A 19,348-nucleotide genomic window follows, 5' to 3' on the forward strand; every position below is an offset into this window, starting at 1 on the left:
GGGGTGAGGGGGACTCTCCGCGCAGTCGGTGAGAGTTAGTGCGCGACCATCTGGCGGCACCCCCGCGGAGAGCCCCCCTCACCCGCATCGCATCTTCGATGCGCTGCGGCCTCTCCCCGCACGCGAGGAGAGGCGAGGAAGCAGCCCCCAAGACGTGGATGCCCGGGACAAGCCCGGGCATGACGTAGACCATGGACATTCGCGATCCGGGCAACGGCCGTGTCAGGCGTGCTGCTCTTCGAGCGTGGGCTCGCCGATGAGGCCCAGCGTGTGCTCGGGATTGAGGTGCAGGCCGGGGTCCATCAGCTCGCCTCGCATCAGGGCGAGCGGCGCGCTGCGATAGAGCATCAGATCGTGGAAGGGATCGGTCAGGATCTTGGTCATCCAGACGAGGCCGGTCTCGACGTCGCGAATGAAGAACAGGTGCACGGTGCGGAACAACAGACCGCCGCCGCCGACCACGAGCCAGATCTTGGCAACCTGCCGCATGAAGTCGGTCGCGGACGCCCAGGGGGTGAACAGGCCGAACAGCGAGGGATCAGCGAACAGCACCAGGGGCGAAGCCGCCCAGATCGCCATCAGCACCACCTTGCGCTGAAGGTTGTAGCCGACCTTGATCTCTTCCTTGTGCTCGTGGGTGGCCTGGTTGATGTGGTCGTAGCCGTGCGGCTCGAAGAAGAAGTGACCGGCCTGGCGCGAGGTCATCGAGACCAGCCAGCCGACCAGCGCGGAGACGACAGGGTCGATGAACAGCCAGACATAGGCGAAGAGAAAGCTCAGCGCGCTGATGAAGTGCAGGCTCTGGTTGATGCGGCTGTGGTGATAGTAGCGATGGTCGTCCCAGCGCTGGATCCGCAGCTGCTCGAGATAATTCTTGATCATGCTCTCCCCCAAAATGCTTTCGGGTACGGGATTACAGGGATTCGATGTAGGCCGTGTGACATCATCATTTTGTCATGCGACGATGTGCAGCGGCGCGATGACGCACGCGACGCGTGAGCTTCAGCTCACGCCGCTTTCGCGACGTCGACCTTGCGGAAGCGCACCAGTGAGAAATGGCCGAGCGGCGGAATCAGGCGGCGCTCGGCGAGCTCGATGCCGTGGGCGCCGGCCAGCCATTGGGCATAGCGCGACCAGGCGAACTCGGCGGTGCGGAAGCCGAGCGGACGCACCACCGGCTGCAGCTTCTGCTCGATGAAGCGGCGCATGCCGGCATCGGCGCTGACGCGGGTGAGGATGATCAGCTCGCCGCCGGGCCGCAGCACGCGGGCGAATTCGTCGAGCGCCTTCTCGGGGTTCGGCACGGCGGTGACGACATATTGCGCCATCACGACGTCGAAGGAATTGTCGGGGAATTCGAGCTTCTCGGCGTCCATCACCGCGAGGCCCTCGACGTTCTTCAGCTTGCTCTCGGCGACGCGCTGGCGCGCCTTGTCGAGCATCGCTTCCGAGATGTCGGTGCCGAAGATGCGCAGGTTCGGTGCATAGAGCGGCAGCGAGATGCCGGTGCCGACGCCGACCTCGAGCACGCGGCCGCCGATCTTGTTGGTGGCCGCGATCGCCGCCTGCCGGCCCTTGGCGAACACGCCGCCGAACACGAGATCGTAGACGGGCGCCCAGCGGTCATAGGCCTGCTCGACCGTGCCACGGGTGAGATCGAGCTGCTGGGTGCCGTCAAGGTTCATGATCTTAGCCATCGATGAGGTTCTCGCTGTGGGTCAGACGTTTGGGATCAACCGCGCACCGGCCGCCGCGCCATCCGAGGCGAGGCGCGCAAGGCGCGGCTGGGCTGAAGTGAGGTGAGATTGCCGACGAACTGGCGCGCGCTGTTTTCCCAGGAACGCTCCAGCGCGAAGTTGCGGCAGGTCTCGCGCGACATGGTGAGCGCGCGCATGCACGCGGTACGCAAATCGTGGTCGATCGCGCCGATCGGATGATCGGCGATGACGTCCTTGGGACCCGTCACGGGAAACGCCGCAACCGGCGTGCCGCAGGCCAGCGCCTCCAGCTGCACCACGCCAAACGTATCGGTCAGGCTCGGAAACACGAACACGTCGGCGGCGGCGAGATGCGCGGTGAGATCCGCGCCCTTCTTCTCGCCGCGGAACACCACCTCCGGATATTTCTTCTGGAGCGCCGCCTTCTGCGGGCCGTCGCCCACGACCACCTTGGTGCCGGGCAGATCGAGCGAGAGAAACGCTTCGAGATTCTTTTCTACCGCGACCCGGCCCATGGTCATGAAGATCGGCCCCGGCAGATCGAGCCGTGCCGGCGAGTCGGGATGAAACAGCTCGGTGTTGACGCCGCGCGTCCAGAAGCCGAGCCGCTTGAAGCCGCGCTCGGAGAGCTCTTGCCGCAGCGAGGGCGTCGCCACCATCGTCATCGCGGCGGCATCATGGAAGTGGCGCAGCACGGCATAACCGACGGCGGCGGGGATGCCGGTCCGCACCGAGACATATTCGGGAAAGCGCGTCGTGTAGGACGTGGTGAAGGCAAGCCGGTTGCGACGGCAATAGGCTCGCGCGGCCCAGCCGATCGGACCTTCGGTCGCGATGTGGAGCGCGTCCGGCGCAGCCTTCTCGATCCGCCGCGCGATCTCCTTTCCACTCGGCAGCGCGATGCGCAGGCCCGGATAGGTCGGCAGCGGCCAGGACGGAAAGCCGTCCGGCGTCAGGAAGTCGATCTCGACATCGAGGGCCTTGGCGGCATTCGCCAGCGAGGTCAGGGTGCGGACCACACCGTTAACCTGGGGATGCCAGGCGTCAGTCGCGATTAATACCCGCATGGGGAAATCCCGAGAGTTTGATGATTCTCGGTTTCCGACCATCAACGAAGGATATTTCAGGCGTGTGACGTCACAGAAGTGTCGGCCCACCGTTTTGTTCGTTAACGGGCGCCTGCGGCCACGAAACTGTCATGAAACAATCCTTGCCGCCGTGAAACCGTTTTCGGTTTTCCGCGCAAATGTCCCGAAACGTTTTGCGGTTAGTGATCTCAGCAACAGAGCACCGCAACGGTGCCGCGGTGGCCGAAACCACCGAGCAAACAGGGGCGATCACATGTTCAATCTGGATACGTTCAAGACGTTTTCGCGCGCCGTTGCGCTTAGCGCAGTCGCGGTCTCCGCGATCGCATTCGCGGGTAGCGCCAAGGCCGCGCCGGTGCAGCTCTTCCCGTTCTTCCAGCCGCTGCCGCCGTTCGCCGCGCCGCCGCCGATCCAGCCCTATCAGCCATACCAGGCGCCGACCTATCAGACCGAGCCGTCCGAGGACCAGGACGCCGTGGAGATGCCGGCGCGCTTCCGTCGCCAGACCGTCTCCTACGCGACGCGTGAGGCGCCGGGCACCATCATCATCGACACGCCCAACACCTATCTCTATTATGTGCTCGGAGGCGGCCAGGCGCTGCGCTACGGCATCGGCGTCGGCCGCGACGGCTTCACCTGGTCGGGCACGCAGTCCGTCACCAGGAAGGCCGAGTGGCCGGCCTGGACCCCGCCGCCGGAAATGATCGCCCGCCAGCCCTATCTGCCGCGCCACATGGCCGGCGGCCCCGGCAACCCGCTTGGCGCCCGCGCCATGTATCTCGGCGGCACCATCTACCGCATCCACGGTACCAACGCCCCCGACACCATCGGCAAGCGCGTCTCCTCCGGCTGCATCCGCCTGACCAATGATGACGTTTCCGACCTCTACTCCCGCGTCAACGTCGGCACCAAGGTGATTGTGCTGCCGATGACGGAACGGAGAGCGGAGCTCGGAACCGCGACGCGCTGAACCGACAGGACATTGTGACGCAAACGGCCCCGGAACATCCCCGGGGCCGCCTTCGTTTGCCCTCGACATTCCGGCGCGCGCTTGCTGCGGCGCGGGTCCCCGATGGAGGCGCAAATGCAACCACGCCTGCAATCCTCGCCGTTTCAGTGGCTACGCCCAGTCGCCGGTGCCGGAGCATTAACGCTGCTCGTGTCCGTACCCTCCTCGCTCGCGCAGCAGCCGGCGAGCGAAGCGGCAGCTCAGCAGGCCTTCAACAATTCCTGCCGCACCTGCCATTCCGTGAAGGAAGGCGACAATCGCCTCGGTCCCAATCTCAACAAGATCGTGGGACGCAAGGCCGGCTCGCTGCCGGACTACAACTACTCGTCCTCGATGAAAGAGGCCGGCTTCGTCTGGGACCAGGACAAGCTCACGCGCTTCATGGTCAAGCCGGACGAGGTGGTGTCGGGCAATAAGATGCAGCCCTATGGCGGCGTCTCGGCGGAGGACGCGGCGAAGGTGGTGGCGTATCTGCAGGCGGCGGGCGGGCAATAGTCGCGTGGGCGCCGCGTGTGAGGCTTGCATTCGAAATCTCAGCGCATCCTTCGAGACGCCCGCCTGCGGCGGGCCCTCAGGATGAGGGCGGAGTGTGCGGCAGCTCGTGCTCACGCAGCTATTGCACCAGGGCGCGAATGCCAGTCAGCCTCATCCTGAGGAGACCGCGAAGCGGTCGTCTCGAAGGATGAGGCGTTCACACCGGCGGAACTCGCTCATCCGCCGGTCCTCTCAGAGACCAATCGCAGCCACGCCGCTGAATGAAACGCGCTCATCAGCAGATACATCGGCACCATCTCGCCGAGCGAAGACCCGCGCCCGGCGGCGCACAGCATGTCCGCCTGACCGCCGCCGATCATGGCCGTCAGCCCGGCCATGATCGCAAAGGTCGGCGTGGCCGCGAGGCCGAGCCATCTGGCAAGGCTGGCGGCACTAGTCACGACCTTCCGCCGCCTCCTGACGAAACGCCTTCTCGCCGGCGTCCGAGATCTCGACCCATTTCTTGTCGGGCGCCCCGCCGTCCGTGTAGCTGTCGTGCCAATTCCACCATTTGTAGGTCGGCGTCTGCGGATAGCCTTTTGGCGAGTCTTCCCAGACCTCCTGGCGGCCGAGCGGCGTGATGTCGAGATAATTCCAGGTGCCGCCCATCTGCTCGTCGCCGCGGCTCTTGACGAAATAGGTGCGGAAGATGCGGTCGCCGTCGCGGTAGAACACGTTCGTCCCGTGCCACTCGTCGACGCCGAAATCGGCGTCAAAGCTGTCGGTGACGGTGACCCACGGCATGGTCCAGCCCATATGCTTCTTCAGCCTGATGATGGCGGCCTGCGGCGCCCGCGAGGCGAACACCAGCGTGGTGTCGCGAGCGTTGAGATGCGCGACGTGGGCGACCTGGTCGGCCACCATGGAGCAGCCGCGGCAGGCGTGATCGGGCCAGCCGAACACGCCGGGCTCGAAGAAGGCGCGGTAGACGATCAGCTGCCGTCGGCCCTGGAACAGGTCGAGCAGGCTGACCTTGCCGCCGGGCCCCTCGAACGAATAGGTTTTGCTCACTTCCATCCACGGCATGCGCCGGCGCTCGGCGGCCAGGGCGTCGCGGGCACGGGTATGCGCCTTTTCCTTCACGAGCAGTTGCTGACGGGCGGCCTCCCAGTCCTGCGGCGACACCACCGGCGGTGTTTGCATGTCGGCCTGTCCGTTGTTCCGTTCGTTTTGGGCTAATGTCATCATGACTCTCCGAATCTCTTGCCTGACGTCTTGCCTGGGCGATCATTCCGCGTCTCGTGGAACCGCTCGCCCTTCACCGCACCTTGTCGGCCGTCAACGAATTCTGGCACCTCGTGGTTGCGCGGTGGGAGTAACAAGTGTGGCGGGATTGACATGGAGTCGCTGATCACGGCCGCAGCGCGCGCGCTCGAGGCCGGCGATCCGCTCGGCGCGCTGAACCGCGTTGCGTTGCGCAACGATGCGCCGTCGCTGGCGCTGCGCGGCATCGCGATGGCGCAGCTCGGCGATCTCGCAAAGGCGAAGACGCTGCTGCGAAGCGCCGCGCGCGCCTTCGGTCCGCGCGAGGCGGTGGCGCGCGCGAGATGCGTGGTGGCCGAAGCCGAGATCGCGCTGGTTTCGCGCGATCTGAGCTGGCCGACGAAGACGCTCGCGGCGGCACGGACGACGCTCGAAAAGCACGGCGATGTCGCCAATGCCACGCATGCAGGCCACATCGAGGCACGCCGTCTTCTTCTCGTCGGACGGCTCGACGAAGCCGAGCGTATCCTCGCCGAGCTCGGCACCTCCCCGCTGCCGCCTGCCCCGCAGGTCGTCCGCGAGCTCGTGGTCGCCGGCATCGCAATACGGCGGCTCAGAACCAAAGACGCGCGCGCGGCGCTTGCCCGGGCAACCCACGCAGCGAGCCTGGCGGGCATCCCAGGGCTGACAGCCGAGGTCGAGAGCACGAACCGCGTGCTCGATACGCCCGCGGCACGCCTGATCACGCATGGCAACGAACGTCCGTTGCTGCTGGAGCAGGTCGAGGAGCTCGCGGCTTCGGACGCGCTGGTCGTAGACACGTTCCATCATTCGGTGCGCAGGCGGGGCACGATCGTCTCGCTCGGAACCCGCCAGGTGCTGTTCGCACTCGCCCGCGTCCTGGCGCAGGCCTGGCCCGCGGACGTCTCGCGAGAGGCGCTGATGGCTGGGGCGTTTCAGGCGAGGCACGTCGATGAATCGCACCGCGCGCGCCTGCGCGTGGAGATCGGCCGCCTCCGCGCCAAGCTCAAGCCTGTGGCCGATGTCACTGCGACGAAGCAGGGTTTTGCACTGACGCCGCGCAAGACGCGGCACGTCATGGTACTGGCGCGGCCCGTCGAGGAGAAGCACGCCGCTGTCCTCGCCTTCCTCTCCGACGGCGAGCCGTGGTCGAGCTCGGCGCTCGCGCTGGCACTGGGAACCAGTGCGCGCACGGTTCAACGCGCGCTCGACGAGCTGGCGCGATCGAACAAGGTGCAGTCGTTCGGACATGGGCGGGCGCGGCGCTGGATGACGCCGCCTGTCCCGGGTTTCCCGACAGGCTTGTTACTCCCGGGACCGCTCCTGAAGACGTAAGGTAGGAGCACATCACAGGGAGCGATCACATGAAGCGTTCAGCCGCCGAGATCATCAGGGAGTACGGACCTTTTGCCGGCGTCGAGGCCGTGCATGGCGTCACCTATGACGGCAGCCATGTCTGGTTCGCATCCGGCGACAAGTTGAATGCGATCGATCCTGATAGCGGCAAGGTCGCGCGCTCCCTCGATGTCGCAGCCCATGCGGGAACGGCGTTCGACGGCCGGCACCTGTTCCAGATCGCCGAGGATCGCATCCAGAAGATCGATGCGACCTCGGGCAAGGTGCTCGCCAGCATTCCTGCGCCGGGTGGCGGTGGCGATTCCGGCCTGGCCTGGGCCGAGGGCTCGCTGTGGGTCGGGCAATATCGCGAGCGCAAGATCCATCAGGTCGATCCGGACACGGGCAAGGTCCTTCGCACCATCGAGAGCAAGCGGTTCGTGACCGGGGTGACCTGGGTCGACGGCGAGCTCTGGCACGGCACCTGGGAGGGCGAGGATAGCGATATCAGGCGGATCGATCCTGACACGGGCAAGGTACTCGAACAGCTCGACCTGCCGGCGGGGACGATGGTGTCAGGACTGGAGTCCGACGGCGGCGACCGCTTCTTCTGCGGCGGTGGCGCTAACGGCAATGTGAGAGCGGTCCGCCGTCCCCGGCGCGGGGCCTGAATGCACGGCAGCGATGCGGTCGCTGCCGTTAGCCCATTCGCCCCAATTCCACCCCATCGGTGCGCTCTAGCGCCCTCCTCGCCTGCCCTGTAGAATCCCTGCCGGGGCGGCTTGGGGGATCGATGCGACTGACGTTGAATCTGAAGACCATCACGATCGCCGTCGTAGTGCTCGCGGCGTCGTTCTTCATCAGCTTGAAGGCCATGGACTGGCTGTCGCCGCGTGCGACGAATTCCGCGCCGCCGGTGGCGCAACTGCCGCCGTTGCCGCCGGTCGCGAAGAGCTCGATCGTCGTGGCACCAGTCGCCATCGCGCTGTCGGCGATCCGCGACCAGGCCGAGAAGGCTGCCCCGCGCAATTTCGCAGGGAAGGCCGACAACCCGATCTCGCAAATCCTGGAGAACGCCGACATCGGCTGGACCGCCGTGCGCGGGCCGATGGCAGCTGCCGGCGACAAGGACGTGCTGACGATCTCGACACCGCTCAGCGGCAAGCTGAACGTGACGGGCTCGCTGTCCTCGAAAGCCACCGGCGCGCTCGGCGATGCGCTCAGCGGCGTGCTCGGCGGTGACGCAGCGAAACGGATCGGCGCGGTCAACATCAAGAATCTCAACGCCAGCGCTGAGATCAAGGGCAACGTGATCGTCACTTCGCGGCCAAAGCTCGCGGCCAACTGGCATATCGAGCCCAATCTCGGCGCCCAGGTCAATCTCGGCGACACCAACCTCAACGTCGCCGGCGCCAAGGTCAACGTGCCGGCGCAGGTCAAGCCGCTGATCGACAAGAATGTCGGCGAGCAGATCAACATCATCTCCGAACGCATCCGCAACGATCCGAGCCTGCGGGAGAATGCGAAGCTGCAATGGGCCAAGGCCTGCCGCTCGATCCCGCTGCAGGGCTCGGGCTCCTCGGCCGCGCTTCCGCCGCTCTGGCTGGAGATGAAGCCGATCCGCGCCATTGCCGCGCAGCCGCGCGTCGATGCCCAGGCCGTGACGCTGCTGATGGGGCTGGAAGCGGAGACGCGCGTGACGTCGACGCAGACCAAGCCGGACTGCCCGTTCCCCGACAAGATCTCGATCGTGCCGCCGACCGGCACCGGCGTGAGCATCGGCGTGCCCATCGACGTGCCCTTCACCGAGATCAACAAGCTGATCGCCGCGCAGATGGTCGGCCACACCTATCCCGAGGACGGCTCCGGCCCGGTCGACGTGACCGTCAAGAGCGTCAACGTGGTCCCGTCGGGCGAGCGCCTGCTGATCTCGCTTTTGGTGCGCGCCAAGGAAAAGAAGAGCTGGCTCGGTCTCGGCGCCGAGGCGACCGTGCACATCTGGGGCCGGCCGGTGCTCGACCAGGGGCAGCAGACGCTGCGGCTCACCGACATCCAGCTTGCTGTGGAATCGGAAGCCGCCTTCGGCCTGCTGGGTGCCGCGGCGCGCGCGGTGGTGCCGCAGATGCAGCAAGCACTGCTGCAGAGGGCGACGCTCGACCTGAAGCCGATCGCCGCCAACGCGCGCGAGAAGATCGCTGGCGTCATCGCCGACTTCCAGAAAAGCGAGGATGGCGTCAAGGTCGACGCCAAGATCGACAGCCTGACGCTCGCCGACATCGCCTTCGATTCCAAGACGCTGCGCGTGGTCGCGGAAGCCGGCGGCACGCTGAATGTGTCGGTGACGAAGCTGTCGGGGATGTAGCTCGCCTTCATTCGCCGCGCTTGGACGCCTCTTGATCGGTTGCGCCGCTGGCATTCTGATCGGAGGATGCTAAGCTGTTCCTCGCAACCTCGAATGAGGTGCCGACGGCACTGTAGTGGGTAAACGCGAGGTCAACATGGAAGCCGGCATGGTCACGCCTGCGCCGGCACTGGTGCGCTTTTCCGGCATTCAGAAGACCTATGATGGCGAGCATCTCGTGGTGAAGAACCTCGATCTCGACATCAGGAAGGGCGAGTTCATCACCCTGCTCGGCCCGTCGGGCTCGGGCAAGACGACCACGCTGATGATGCTGGCCGGCTTCGAGGTTCCGACCCAAGGCGAGATCTACCTCGCGGGCCGGCCGATCAAGAACATGCCGCCGCACAAGCGCGACATCGGCATGGTGTTCCAGAACTATGCCTTGTTTCCGCACCTGACGATCGCGGAGAATATTGCCTTCCCGCTATCCGTTCGCAAGACGAACAAGGCGGACGTGCAGGAACGCGTTGGATCGGCGTTACGCATGATCAAGATGGAAAACCTGGCGCACCGGCGGCCCGGACAGCTGTCCGGCGGTCAGCAGCAGCGCGTGGCGCTGGCCCGCGCGCTGGTCTTCAATCCGCAGCTCGTGCTGATGGACGAGCCTCTGGGCGCTCTCGACAAGCGCCTGCGGGAGCAGATGCAGCTGGAGATCAAGCAACTGCACGAGACGATGGGCATCACCGTCGTTTACGTCACCCACGATCAGAGTGAAGCGCTCACCATGTCGGACCGCATCGCCGTGTTCAACGACGGCATCGTGCAGCAGATCGACAAGCCCGACGCGCTGTATGAGCATCCGGTGAACAGCTTCGTCGCCCATTTCATCGGCGAGAACAATGTGCTGGCCGGCACCGTCGAGACGGTCGACAAGGACTATTGCCGCGTCGCGCTGGCTGGCGGCGGCACTGTCACCGCACGGGCGGTCAATGTATCAGGCGCGGGCGCATCGACCTCGCTGTCGGTGCGGCCGGAGCGGATCACCATTATCCCGGACGGCACCTCCAGCGACGGACCGAACCGGCTGCCGGCCAGGGTGCAGAACACCATCTATCTCGGCGACCACGCGCTGGCCGTGCTCGATGTCTCGGGAAATGCCGAGTTCATGGTCAAGCTTCAGCCCGGCGCACATGACAGCCTGACACACGGTGCAAACGTGTTCGTCACCTTTCACCCCGAGGACTGCCTCGCCCTCGATCCCGTCTGATCCAGCGATCGAACTCAACGCAACGCACATGAAGAAGGAACCATGACCATGCTGAAGCGCAAGATTGGCAAGATTGCTCTGGGTTTCGCCGCGGCCTTCACCGCTAGCGCCGCGCTGGCCACGGTCGGGCAGGCGCGCGACCTCACCGTCGTGTCGTGGGGCGGCGCGTATCAGGATGCCCAGAAGAAGGCCTATTTCGAGCCGTTCAGGAAGGCGGCCGGAATTGCCATGAACGATGAATCCTGGGACGGCGGCGTCGGCGTGCTGCGTGCCAAGGTGCAGGGCGGCGCCGCCACCTGGGACGTCGTCCAGGTCGAGAGCGACGAACTCGCGGTCGGCTGCGAGGAAGGCCTGTTCGAGAAGCTGGACTATTCCAAGATCGGCGGCGAGGCCGCCTACATCCCGCCGTCGGTCAATCCGTGCGGCGTCGGCGCCATCCTCTATGACTTTGTTCTCGGCTATGACAAGGACAAGCTGAAGGAAGCGCCCAAGGGCTGGGCCGACTTCTTCGACACCAAGAAGATTCCGGGCAAGCGCGCCCTGCGTCAGGGCCCGAAGACCACGCTGGAGATCGCTCTGATGGCCGACGGCGTCGCGCCGAAGGACGTCTACAAGGTGCTGGCGACCGACGAAGGCGTCGAGCGCGCGTTCAAGAAGCTCGACACCATCAAGGGCGACATCGTGTGGTGGAAGGCCGGTGCCCAGCCGCCGCAACTGCTCGCCTCCGGCGAAGTCGCGATGACCTCGGTCTATAATGGCCGCATCGACACCGCGAACAAGAATGAGAAGAAGAACTTCGGCATGGTCTGGGACGGCGCGCTGTTCACCCTCGACAGCTGGGTCATCCTGAAGGGCAGCCCGAACAAGGACGCCGCCTACAAGTTCCTGGACTTCGCAGGCAAGGCGGAGAACCAGTCGAAACTGTCGGAGAATATCTCCTATGGCACCTCGAACAAGGACGCAGCCGGGCGGCTCGCGCCGGCCGTTCTGAAGGACCTGCCGACCGCGCCTGACAACATCAAGAATGCGGTCGAGATCAACGTTGCGTTCTGGCTCGAGAACATCGACCGCCTGACCGAACGCTTCAACAAATGGGCCGCGAAATAGCGCGCCCGGCAAGGCTCGACGAATGACGGATGCGCTCCTGTCCGGCGCCAATGCGTCGACCGAGGTGCCGCTCAAGCGCCGATTGCGGCGCGCAGAGCGGGCACGCCAGGTCAAGGCATTGGCGCTGGTCGCGCCGCTTCTCGTCTTCCTGCTCTTCACCTTCGCAGGCCCCATCGCCGGCATGCTGTGGCGCGCGGTCGATGACCGGGAAGTGCGTCAGGTTCTGCCCCAGACGATCGCCGCTCTCGCCAGCTGGGACGGCAAGGACCTGCCGGCCGAAGAAGCCTTTGCTGCGCTGGCAAGCGACATCATGGCGGCGCGCGCCTCCGGCACCATTGCGATTGCGGCCAAGCGGCTGAACTACGCACTCAACGGTTTTCGCACGATCCTGACCAGCACGGCACGCAATCTGAAGACGATGCCCGAGCCCGGCACGGCCAAGGAGACGCTGGGCAAGATCAATCCGGCCTGGCGCGAACGCACGACCTGGACGACAATCCGGGATGCCAGTGGCCCGGTCACGGGCTTCTACCTTCTGGCGGCGCTCGACCTTGTCAGGAACGTCGACGGCGTGATCGTCGCGGCCCCGCCGGACCAGGCCATCTATCGCAGCCTGTTCACCCGCACCTTCATCATCAGCCTCAGCGTCACCGTACTCTGCCTGATCCTCGGCTTCCCGGTCGCCTACCTCTTGGCGACGCTGCCGCCGAGCCGCTCGAACCTGCTGATGATCTTCGTCCTGCTGCCGTTCTGGACCTCGCTCCTGGTCCGCACCTGCGCCTGGATCGTGCTGCTGCAGAGCAAGGGCGTCGTGAACGACAGCCTGCACTGGCTCGGCATCATCGACGAGCCGTTGCGCCTGATCTACAACCGCTTCGGTGTCTGCGTGGCGATGACCCACGTTCTCCTGCCATTCATGATCCTGCCGCTCTACAGCAGCATGAAGGCGATCTCGCCGGCTTACATGCGTGCCGCGGCCTCGCTCGGCGCGCCACCGGTCACCGCCTTCCTGCGAATCTACCTGCCGCAGACCCTGCCCGGCATCGGCGCGGGAAGCCTGCTCGTGTTCATCCTGGCGCTCGGCTATTACATCACACCTGCGCTCGTCGGCGGCGCCGCCGATCAGATGATCAGCTACTTCATCGCGCTCTACACCACCGAAACCGCCAATTGGGGCCTTGCTTCGGCGCTCGGTGCGGTGCTGCTGCTGGCCACCCTTCTGCTGGCACTGGTCTACGGCAAGCTGGTGCAGGGCCAGCAGGTCACGGGAGGGATGAAGAATTGAGCGACAATGCTCCCCTCCGCACGCCCAGCCAGCGCATCGCGTGGACCGCGACCATCATTGTCTCCACGCTGGTGTTCATCTTCCTGATCGCGCCGATCCTGGCGATCATGCCGTTGTCCTTCAGCTCGGGCTCGTACCTGACCTATCCGCTGCCGGGCCTGTCGTTGCGTTGGTACGACGACTTCCTCAATTCGCCGCGCTGGATGAATTCGCTGAAGAACAGCATGATCATCGGCGTCGCCTCGACGCTGCTGTCCATGGTGCTCGGCACGCTGGCCGCGCTCGGTCTGGCGCAGTGGAAGAGCCGGTTCAAACCGCTCGTGCTGGCCTTCGTGCTGTCGCCGGTCGTCGTCCCCGGTGTCATCACCGCGGTCGGCCTGTATTTCTTCTTCGCGCCGATCGGACTGACCGGCAGCTATCTCGGCTTGATCCTGGCCCACACCGCGCTGGCGACGCCTTTCGTGGTGATCACGGTCGGCGCGACGCTGCAGAGCTTCGACACCAATCTGGCCCGCGCCGCCGCCTCGCTCGGCGCCTCGCCGCTCGAGGCGTTCCGCCGCGTGATCCTGCCGCTGATCCTGCCCGGCCTCGCTTCGGGCGCACTGTTCGCCTTCGCGACCAGCTTCGACGAGGTGGTAATCGTTCTGTTCATGGCAGGTCCGGAACAGCGCACCCTGCCGCGCGAAATGTTCAGCGGCATCCGCGAGAACATCAGCCCGACGATCACGGCAGCGGCGGTCATTTTGACGACGGTCTCGGTGATCCTCCTCGCCACCCTCGAAGGCCTGCGCCGCCGCAATGAACGGCTCAAGGGTGGCGGCTGAGAGCCGGGCGTGACTTCTCTCCTTCCCAGCAAGGACGGCGGCAGTATCGTAGGGTGGGCAAAGCGAAGCGTGCCCACGCTTCTATCGCAATGTTGGTGAGATGGTGGGCACGGCGCAAGTGCGCCTTTGCCCACCCTACGATCCTGATCCCGCTGATCCTGCTTCGCGGAGAGAGGCGAAGGGGAACACCGCCCGCCCCTTCTCTTTTTGCATTCCGCTATGGCGCACACCGCTTAGCTGCCGTGACTGATTGTCGCTAGAACAGTCCCCGCAACAAAAGCCCGAATAACAACACACAGGGAGAAGAACAACCATGCAAAAACTCATCGCCGCCGTCGCGGCCGGTCTCGCTCTCGCCGCAACGTCCGGCACGGCGCAGGCGCAGATTTCCGACGACGTCGTCAAGATCGGCGTGCTCACGGACATGTCGAGCCTCTATGCCGACGCGACCGGCAAGGGCTCGCTCGCCGCGGTCGAGATGGCGGTCGCCGATTACGGCGCCAAGGCCGCCGGCAAGCCGGTCGCCGTGGTCGCGGCCGATCACCAGAACAAGCCCGACGTCGGCGTCAACATCGCCCGCAACTGGTATGACAACGACAAGGTCGACGCGATCTTCGACGTTCCGACGTCGTCGGTGGCGCTGCCGGTCTCGGCCCTGACGCGCGAGAAGAACAAGATCCACATCAATTCGGGGGGCGGCTCGTCCGACATCACCGGCACCGCCTGCTCGCCCAACACCGTGCACTGGACCTACGACACCTATGCGCTATCAAACGTCGCCGGCAAGGCGATGGTGAAACGCGGCGAGGACAGCTGGTTCTTCGTCACCGCCGACTACGCCTTCGGCATGGCGCTGCAGCGCGACGCCGCCAACGTCGTCAAGGAGAGCGGCGGCAAGGTGCTCGGCGAAGTCCGCCATCCGCTCAACTCGTCGGACTTCTCCTCCTTCCTGCTCCAGGCCCAGGCCTCCAAGGCCAAGGTGGTCGCATTGGCCAATGCCGGCGGCGACACCACCAATGCACTGAAGCAGGCGTCCGAGTTCGGCCTGACGCAGGGCGGCCAGAAGATGATCGCGCTCTTGCAGGAGATCACCGACACGCATTCGCTCGGCATCAAGGCGACGCAAGGCCTGATCGTCACCGACGCCTTCTACTGGGACATGAACGAGGAGACTCGCGCCTTCTCCAAGCGCTTCAACGAGAAGGTCGGCCACATGCCGACCATGATCCAGGCCGGGCTCTACTCGGCGACCATGCACTATCTGAAGGCGATCGACGCCATCAAGAGCGACGAGGCGCCGAAGGTGATGGAGCAGATGCGCAAGACGCCGGTCAACGACTTCTTCGCCAGGAACGGCAAGATCCGCATCGACGGCCGCATGGTCCACGACATGTATCTGTTCGAGGTCAAGAAGCCCGAGGAATCCAAGGGCGAGTGGGACCTCTACAAGCTGATCGCCACCGTGCCCGGCGACGAGGCCTTCCGCCCGCTCGACAAGGGCGGCTGCCCGCTGGTGACGCACTGAGAGCCGTCTCCCTCGCCCCGCTAGCGGGACGAGGTAAGAAATAGACACGACAGCGCGCCCGGCGAAAACCAGGCGCGCTTCGTTTAGGCAGTTACGCGGGCTGCATTACTCCGCGTACTTGAACTCCGGCATGTTCTTCAGCTCGTCCTTGCTGGCATTGAACACGGCATGGTCCGGATACCACTTCGAGGTGGACGACGTCGTGGTCGCAGCCGGCCTGTCGGTGCCGGTCGCAGCGCCTGTCGTGGTGGACGCGGCGGGCTTGGCGCCCGGGTTCGTGCCGGTGCCGGTATAGGCGACGGCCTCGTTGACGAACTTCAATTTCTCATAGGGCACGGCGACCAGATGCTCGCCCATGCCGAGGAAGCCGCCGACGCCGATCACGGCAATCTTGACGTTGCCGCTCTTGTCCATCAGCAGCTCGTTGATCGAGCCGATGTTCTCGTTGGCCTCGTTATAGACCTTCAGGCCCGACATTTTCGACGTACGCCACTCGCCGGAAGCGGTCGTGGTGGCCGTCGTCGCGGTGGCCGCGGTCGGCGCCTTGTCGGTGGTGGCGGTCGGCGATTGCGCGAACGCCACGGTCGCAAGCAGTGCGGTGCCGGCGAGGCCGGCGGCGATGGATTTCGTCAGCATGTTGTCCTCTCCTTCACAGAAAAACTCGTGTAGAGAAAACAGCGCTGATCACACGCAGTTCCGTGCGCGCCGCAATTTCGTCGCGCTATGCGCGAGCGCGCAAACCTCGCAGGGACTGTTCCTGCGTCACCCAGGAACATTTTGCGGCGCACGGTTCCCCGCCGACGATCATGCGCCCTGGGTGAAGCATGATCGCGGCGAGGACCCGCGCCGACCCGCGTCGCTCAGGGTCAGCTCTTGTAGTCGATCAGAAGCGCGGAGAAGTCGGAATTGCCGGACGAGCCGCCGTTGGCGCCGTAGGACGGGCTCGATGATTGCGACTGCTGCAGCGCCTGCAGGAACTGCTGGAGGATCTCGGCGGTGGTCTGGTCGCTGGAGGTACTGCTGGTCGAATCCGTGGACGACGCCGAATCCGTGGAGCTGTCGTCCGGCGGCGGACCGGGCGGAGGTCCGCCTGCACCACCGAGGCCGCCCGCCCCGCCCGGACCGTTCGCGAAGGCGGACTGAAACACGTTCTTCAGCTCCTCGGCCTGGTCCGAGGTCAGCGTGCCGTTCGACACCTCTTTCGAGATGAGGTCGTCGATCTTCGACTGCATCTCGTCCTTGGAGGGGCGCGTGCCGCTGGACTGGTCGCTCGACCGGCTCTGCTGGAGTGCCGTGTCGATGTCGGTCAGCGCCGTCGAGAGCGCCGACTGGTCCGAAGACGAGATCGTGCCGGCGGACACTTCCGATTGCAATTCCTGCTGCAGCCGCTGAAGCGGCGACTGGTGGTTGCCGGCGGAGGCCGCCGAAATCGAGGTCATGATGGCTCCTTGGATTTTGCGGGGGTTTCGTCGCGGACCACGCCACGCTATGGTTAACGGCCTTAACGAGACCTTGCCCTTTCGCGACGGCGCGATTGCCGCCTGTTGCGGGAAGCCAACCAGAAACAATCCGAAACAAAAATCTTCGCCATTTGGCCCGAATCCTGGACAAACAAAGCGCATGGCCATTCCCAATCCCAACATCCTGGTCGTCGAAGACGACCGCGAAACCCGGACGTTGATTGCGAAGTACCTGCGCAACAACGCCTGCAACGTCACCGCCGTGAGCGACGGCCGCGAGATGTCGCGCGCCATGGCCGATCACCGCGTCGACCTCATCATCCTCGACGTCATGCTGCCCGGCGAGGACGGCCTCAGCCTGTGCCGCAAGGTGCGTGCCGAGGCGCAGACGCCGATCATCATGCTGACCGCGCGCGGCGAGGACGTCGACCGCATCGTCGGCCTCGAGATGGGCGCGGACGACTATCTGCCGAAACCATTCAACCCGCGCGAGCTGCTCGCCCGCATCAACGCCGTGCTGCGCCGCCAGGCCGCGGCTCAAGCGGCAAGCTCGATCGAAGGCGCGAGCACGCTCACCTTCGAGGGTTGGCACATCGACCTGCGGCTGCGCGAGCTGCGCAATCCGGAAGGCGCGCGCGTCGCGGTGACCAGCGCCGAATTCGATCTCCTGCGCACGTTCTGCGAACGGCCCGGCCGCGTGCTGTCACGCGACAGCCTGCTCGACCTCACGCAGGGCCGCAACACCGGATCGTTCGAACGCTCCATCGACGTGCTGGTCAGCCGCATCCGCCGCAAGATCGAGCCCAATCCGGCCGATCCCACCCTCATCAAGACGGTGCGCTCCGGCGGCTATCTGTTCACGCCGCGAACGCAGGTTGCAGGCCCTCAAGCAGCAAGCCCTCAAGCAGCGAGCACTGAAGCGGTTGCGGCGCCCCTGAGCAGTTGAAGCGGGCGCCGAGGATGAAGCCGTTCGGATTCTTCCACCTCAAGGGGATCGGCGGGCAGATCGCCGCGCTGGTGCTGGCTTCGACGGTCGCGCTCCATCTCGTCGTCACCACCGCCTTCCTGATCAGCCGGCCCGACCGCCCCGACACGCCGCCGGACGGCGCGCATCAGTTGACCGATGCCGCGCTGCTGCTCGGCTCGGCCGAGGCCGGCGAGCGTCCGCGCCTCGTCGCCGATCTCGCGCGCGCCTTCCCCAAGCTCGGCATCGAAATGCTCGCGCCCGGCACCGCAAGCGTCGAGGAGAACGACAATCAGCACCTGCGCGGGATGCGCCGTCATCTCGGGCGCGGCTACCGGGCGGTCCAGCTGACCTCGGACGGCACAGTATCCCGCGTCGGCGTCGCGTTGCCCGACGGCACCATGATCGCCGGGCATGTCGAGGGCGGGCCGCGGCCATGGTTCTGGGGCGCGCCGTGGCTGATGGCGCTGATGTCGGCTTTCATCTGCGTCAGCGTGCTCGGGCTGTGGGCGGTGCGCGCGCTGGCCGCTCCGCTGTCGTCCTTCGCCAAGGCCGCCGAGAATTTCAGCCTCGATGGCGGGGCGGAGCCGCTGCCGGAGCGCGGCCCGGAAGAGATCCGCTCGGTGGCGCGCGCGCTCAACCGCATGCATGAACGGATCGCCCGCCTGATGTCGGATCGCACCAGGATGCTCGCTGCGATCAGCCACGATCTGCGCACGCCGATCACGCGGCTGCGCCTGCGCGCCGAATTCATCGAGGACGAGGGCAACCGCAAGCGCATGCTGGTCGATCTCGACCAGATGCGCGCGATGCTGGAATCGGTGCTGTCGCTGCTGCGCAACGACCGCAAGGTCGAAGCCGTGACGCTGGTCGACATCGCCAGCACGCTCCAGCTCGTCGCCGACCAGTTCGGCGACATGGGCCATGTCGTGCATTATGACGGGCCGGCGTCCATGACCGCCGCCGCGCGGCCCGACGATCTGCATCGCGGCGTCACCAACCTGGTCGAGAACGCCGTGCGCTTTGGCGCCGAGGTGACGATCCGCCTCGACATCTCGGGCACCACGCTCGTCATCGACGTCGAGGACGACGGCCCCGGCATTTCAGATTCGCGCAAGCAGGAGATGCTCGAGCCGTTCGTGCGCGGCGACGATGCGCGCACCATGGACGAATCCACCGGCTTCGGGCTCGGCCTGTCGATCGCGCGCGCTATCGCGCTCGCCCATGGCGGCGAGCTGTCGCTGCACGACCGCAACCCACATGGACTAATCGTACGGATGCAATTGCCGCTCTGGCAGCAGCCGCGGCTCGCCGCCTGACTCAAGCCGCGAGCGGCGGGTGCTCGATGGCGGTCTCGTCGAAGATGGCCACGGCCTCGAAACGATAATTGCAGGCGTGGCAATTCCAGAGATAGGAGACGCGCCCCTCACCCGGCTCGATCCAGTCAGGCTGCGGGATCGGCGTGCCGCATTGGGCACAGGGGTTTTGTCTGGGGATGTCGCCGGCATACAGCCTGGCCATGTTTGATTTTGTCATGGCACCTCTCCCGATTTGCAGCGTCTTCTTACTCGCTTTCGCTGGCACGCGCGAATAGACAGGCGTGCTGCCGCGAGCGGGGGTCGTCCGCCCCCGAAGCTCTCTTGCGCCAGCTTTGAGTCGTAACAGCG

Annotated in this window: 20 protein-coding genes; 12 read left to right on the top strand and 8 right to left on the bottom strand. The window is 65.5% G+C overall.

What is annotated here, in order from left to right:
• Positions 1 to 222: 222 nt before the first annotated feature.
• The 3 genes from XH81_RS32940 to XH81_RS32950 form a co-directional block, all read right to left on the bottom strand.
• On the bottom strand, positions 223 to 882 hold the full coding sequence (locus XH81_RS32940; protein WP_095426050.1) for a hypothetical protein: 660 nt from the start codon (positions 880 to 882) through the stop codon (positions 223 to 225).
• 125 nt (positions 883 to 1,007) lie between these two features.
• Positions 1,008 to 1,697, bottom strand: a complete 690-nt coding sequence (locus XH81_RS32945; protein WP_271596760.1) for a class I SAM-dependent methyltransferase — start codon at positions 1,695 to 1,697, stop codon at positions 1,008 to 1,010.
• A 35-nt stretch (positions 1,698 to 1,732) separates the two neighbouring features.
• Entirely contained in the window at positions 1,733 to 2,785 is a 1,053-nt protein-coding gene (locus tag XH81_RS32950; RefSeq protein WP_212475186.1) for a glycosyltransferase family 4 protein, read from the bottom strand.
• A gap of 274 nt (positions 2,786 to 3,059) precedes the next feature.
• On the opposite strand from XH81_RS32950, the gene XH81_RS32955 reads away from it, so the two are divergent.
• Both XH81_RS32955 and XH81_RS32960 read left to right on the top strand, forming a co-directional pair.
• On the top strand, positions 3,060 to 3,776 hold the full coding sequence (locus XH81_RS32955) for a L,D-transpeptidase (protein WP_212475185.1): 717 nt from the start codon (positions 3,060 to 3,062) through the stop codon (positions 3,774 to 3,776).
• A gap of 114 nt (positions 3,777 to 3,890) precedes the next feature.
• The gene (locus tag XH81_RS32960; protein ID WP_370125885.1) at positions 3,891 to 4,310 is read left to right on the top strand and encodes a c-type cytochrome; all 420 of its coding nucleotides are present in this window, start codon (positions 3,891 to 3,893) and stop codon (positions 4,308 to 4,310) included.
• A gap of 215 nt (positions 4,311 to 4,525) precedes the next feature.
• Here the strand turns inward: XH81_RS32960 and XH81_RS32965 are convergent, their stop codons facing one another.
• Entirely contained in the window at positions 4,526 to 4,750 is a 225-nt protein-coding gene (locus tag XH81_RS32965; protein WP_212475183.1) for a hypothetical protein, read from the bottom strand.
• The gene (locus XH81_RS32970; RefSeq protein ID WP_370125096.1) at positions 4,743 to 5,534 is read right to left on the bottom strand and encodes a DUF899 domain-containing protein; all 792 of its coding nucleotides are present in this window, start codon (positions 5,532 to 5,534) and stop codon (positions 4,743 to 4,745) included. Before XH81_RS32970 ends, XH81_RS32965 begins: the two co-directional genes overlap by 8 nt.
• Before the next feature lie 153 nt (positions 5,535 to 5,687).
• Between XH81_RS32970 and XH81_RS32975 the strand changes: the two genes are divergently transcribed.
• The 8 genes from XH81_RS32975 to XH81_RS33010 all read left to right on the top strand — a co-directional run bounded on the left by XH81_RS32975 (position 5,688) and on the right by XH81_RS33010 (position 15,257).
• On the top strand, positions 5,688 to 6,908 hold the full coding sequence (locus tag XH81_RS32975) for a helix-turn-helix domain-containing protein (RefSeq protein WP_271596761.1): 1,221 nt from the start codon (positions 5,688 to 5,690) through the stop codon (positions 6,906 to 6,908).
• A gap of 29 nt (positions 6,909 to 6,937) precedes the next feature.
• A complete protein-coding gene (locus XH81_RS32980; protein ID WP_028145565.1) occupies positions 6,938 to 7,579 on the top strand; it encodes a Vgb family protein in 642 nt (213 codons plus the stop codon).
• 122 nt (positions 7,580 to 7,701) lie between these two features.
• A complete protein-coding gene (locus XH81_RS32985; RefSeq protein WP_271596762.1) occupies positions 7,702 to 9,270 on the top strand; it encodes a DUF4403 family protein in 1,569 nt (522 codons plus the stop codon).
• Positions 9,271 to 9,406: 136 nt separating this feature from the next.
• Positions 9,407 to 10,516, top strand: coding sequence for an ABC transporter ATP-binding protein (locus XH81_RS32990; RefSeq protein WP_028145567.1), 1,110 nt, complete (start codon positions 9,407 to 9,409; stop codon positions 10,514 to 10,516).
• A gap of 48 nt (positions 10,517 to 10,564) precedes the next feature.
• A complete protein-coding gene (locus tag XH81_RS32995) occupies positions 10,565 to 11,623 on the top strand; it encodes an ABC transporter substrate-binding protein (protein WP_028145568.1) in 1,059 nt (352 codons plus the stop codon).
• A 22-nt stretch (positions 11,624 to 11,645) separates the two neighbouring features.
• The gene (locus XH81_RS33000) at positions 11,646 to 12,908 is read left to right on the top strand and encodes an ABC transporter permease (protein ID WP_028145569.1); all 1,263 of its coding nucleotides are present in this window, start codon (positions 11,646 to 11,648) and stop codon (positions 12,906 to 12,908) included.
• Positions 12,905 to 13,732, top strand: coding sequence for an ABC transporter permease (locus tag XH81_RS33005; RefSeq protein ID WP_028145570.1), 828 nt, complete (start codon positions 12,905 to 12,907; stop codon positions 13,730 to 13,732). Before XH81_RS33000 ends, XH81_RS33005 begins: the two co-directional genes overlap by 4 nt.
• Before the next feature lie 313 nt (positions 13,733 to 14,045).
• Entirely contained in the window at positions 14,046 to 15,257 is a 1,212-nt protein-coding gene (locus tag XH81_RS33010) for an ABC transporter substrate-binding protein (RefSeq protein ID WP_028145571.1), read from the top strand.
• 105 nt (positions 15,258 to 15,362) lie between these two features.
• On the opposite strand, the gene XH81_RS33015 is transcribed toward XH81_RS33010, so the two are convergent.
• On the bottom strand, positions 15,363 to 15,893 hold the full coding sequence (locus XH81_RS33015; RefSeq protein WP_018318630.1) for a PRC-barrel domain-containing protein: 531 nt from the start codon (positions 15,891 to 15,893) through the stop codon (positions 15,363 to 15,365).
• Positions 15,894 to 16,123: 230 nt separating this feature from the next.
• Entirely contained in the window at positions 16,124 to 16,696 is a 573-nt protein-coding gene (locus tag XH81_RS33020) for a hypothetical protein (protein ID WP_028145572.1), read from the bottom strand.
• Between the two features lie 181 nt (positions 16,697 to 16,877).
• Between XH81_RS33020 and XH81_RS33025 the strand changes: the two genes are divergently transcribed.
• Both XH81_RS33025 and XH81_RS33030 read left to right on the top strand, forming a co-directional pair.
• A complete protein-coding gene (locus XH81_RS33025; protein WP_028145573.1) occupies positions 16,878 to 17,663 on the top strand; it encodes a response regulator in 786 nt (261 codons plus the stop codon).
• Positions 17,664 to 17,677: 14 nt separating this feature from the next.
• Positions 17,678 to 19,000 (top strand): ATP-binding protein, encoded by a 1,323-nt coding sequence (locus XH81_RS33030; protein ID WP_028145574.1) that lies wholly within the window; start codon positions 17,678 to 17,680, stop codon positions 18,998 to 19,000.
• Between the two features lies 1 nt (position 19,001).
• Here the strand turns inward: XH81_RS33030 and XH81_RS33035 are convergent, their stop codons facing one another.
• Positions 19,002 to 19,217 (bottom strand): hypothetical protein, encoded by a 216-nt coding sequence (locus XH81_RS33035; RefSeq protein ID WP_028145575.1) that lies wholly within the window; start codon positions 19,215 to 19,217, stop codon positions 19,002 to 19,004.
• Positions 19,218 to 19,348: the final 131 nt, after the last annotated feature.

The sequence above is a fragment of the Bradyrhizobium sp. CCBAU 25360 genome (assembly GCF_028128695.1).
Classification (GTDB): domain Bacteria; phylum Pseudomonadota; class Alphaproteobacteria; order Rhizobiales; family Xanthobacteraceae; genus Bradyrhizobium; species Bradyrhizobium ottawaense.

Coding starts and splice junctions, on each gene's coding strand:
- XH81_RS32985 (WP_271596762.1), top strand. CDS start 7,702: ATGCGACTGACGTTGAATCTGAAGACCATCACGATCGCCGTCGTAGTG.
- XH81_RS33010 (WP_028145571.1), top strand. CDS start 14,046: ATGCAAAAACTCATCGCCGCCGTCGCGGCCGGTCTCGCTCTCGCCGCA.
- XH81_RS32945 (WP_271596760.1), bottom strand. CDS start 1,697: ATGGCTAAGATCATGAACCTTGACGGCACCCAGCAGCTCGATCTCACC.
- XH81_RS32990 (WP_028145567.1), top strand. CDS start 9,407: ATGGAAGCCGGCATGGTCACGCCTGCGCCGGCACTGGTGCGCTTTTCC.
- XH81_RS32960 (WP_370125885.1), top strand. CDS start 3,891: ATGCAACCACGCCTGCAATCCTCGCCGTTTCAGTGGCTACGCCCAGTC.
- XH81_RS33030 (WP_028145574.1), top strand. CDS start 17,678: ATGAAGCCGTTCGGATTCTTCCACCTCAAGGGGATCGGCGGGCAGATC.
- XH81_RS32975 (WP_271596761.1), top strand. CDS start 5,688: ATGGAGTCGCTGATCACGGCCGCAGCGCGCGCGCTCGAGGCCGGCGAT.
- XH81_RS32970 (WP_370125096.1), bottom strand. CDS start 5,534: ATGACATTAGCCCAAAACGAACGGAACAACGGACAGGCCGACATGCAA.
- XH81_RS33000 (WP_028145569.1), top strand. CDS start 11,646: ATGACGGATGCGCTCCTGTCCGGCGCCAATGCGTCGACCGAGGTGCCG.
- XH81_RS33020 (WP_028145572.1), bottom strand. CDS start 16,696: ATGACCTCGATTTCGGCGGCCTCCGCCGGCAACCACCAGTCGCCGCTT.
- XH81_RS33015 (WP_018318630.1), bottom strand. CDS start 15,893: ATGCTGACGAAATCCATCGCCGCCGGCCTCGCCGGCACCGCACTGCTT.
- XH81_RS32950 (WP_212475186.1), bottom strand. CDS start 2,785: ATGCGGGTATTAATCGCGACTGACGCCTGGCATCCCCAGGTTAACGGT.
- XH81_RS32980 (WP_028145565.1), top strand. CDS start 6,938: ATGAAGCGTTCAGCCGCCGAGATCATCAGGGAGTACGGACCTTTTGCC.
- XH81_RS32940 (WP_095426050.1), bottom strand. CDS start 882: ATGATCAAGAATTATCTCGAGCAGCTGCGGATCCAGCGCTGGGACGAC.
- XH81_RS32995 (WP_028145568.1), top strand. CDS start 10,565: ATGCTGAAGCGCAAGATTGGCAAGATTGCTCTGGGTTTCGCCGCGGCC.
- XH81_RS33035 (WP_028145575.1), bottom strand. CDS start 19,217: ATGACAAAATCAAACATGGCCAGGCTGTATGCCGGCGACATCCCCAGA.
- XH81_RS33025 (WP_028145573.1), top strand. CDS start 16,878: ATGGCCATTCCCAATCCCAACATCCTGGTCGTCGAAGACGACCGCGAA.
- XH81_RS32955 (WP_212475185.1), top strand. CDS start 3,060: ATGTTCAATCTGGATACGTTCAAGACGTTTTCGCGCGCCGTTGCGCTT.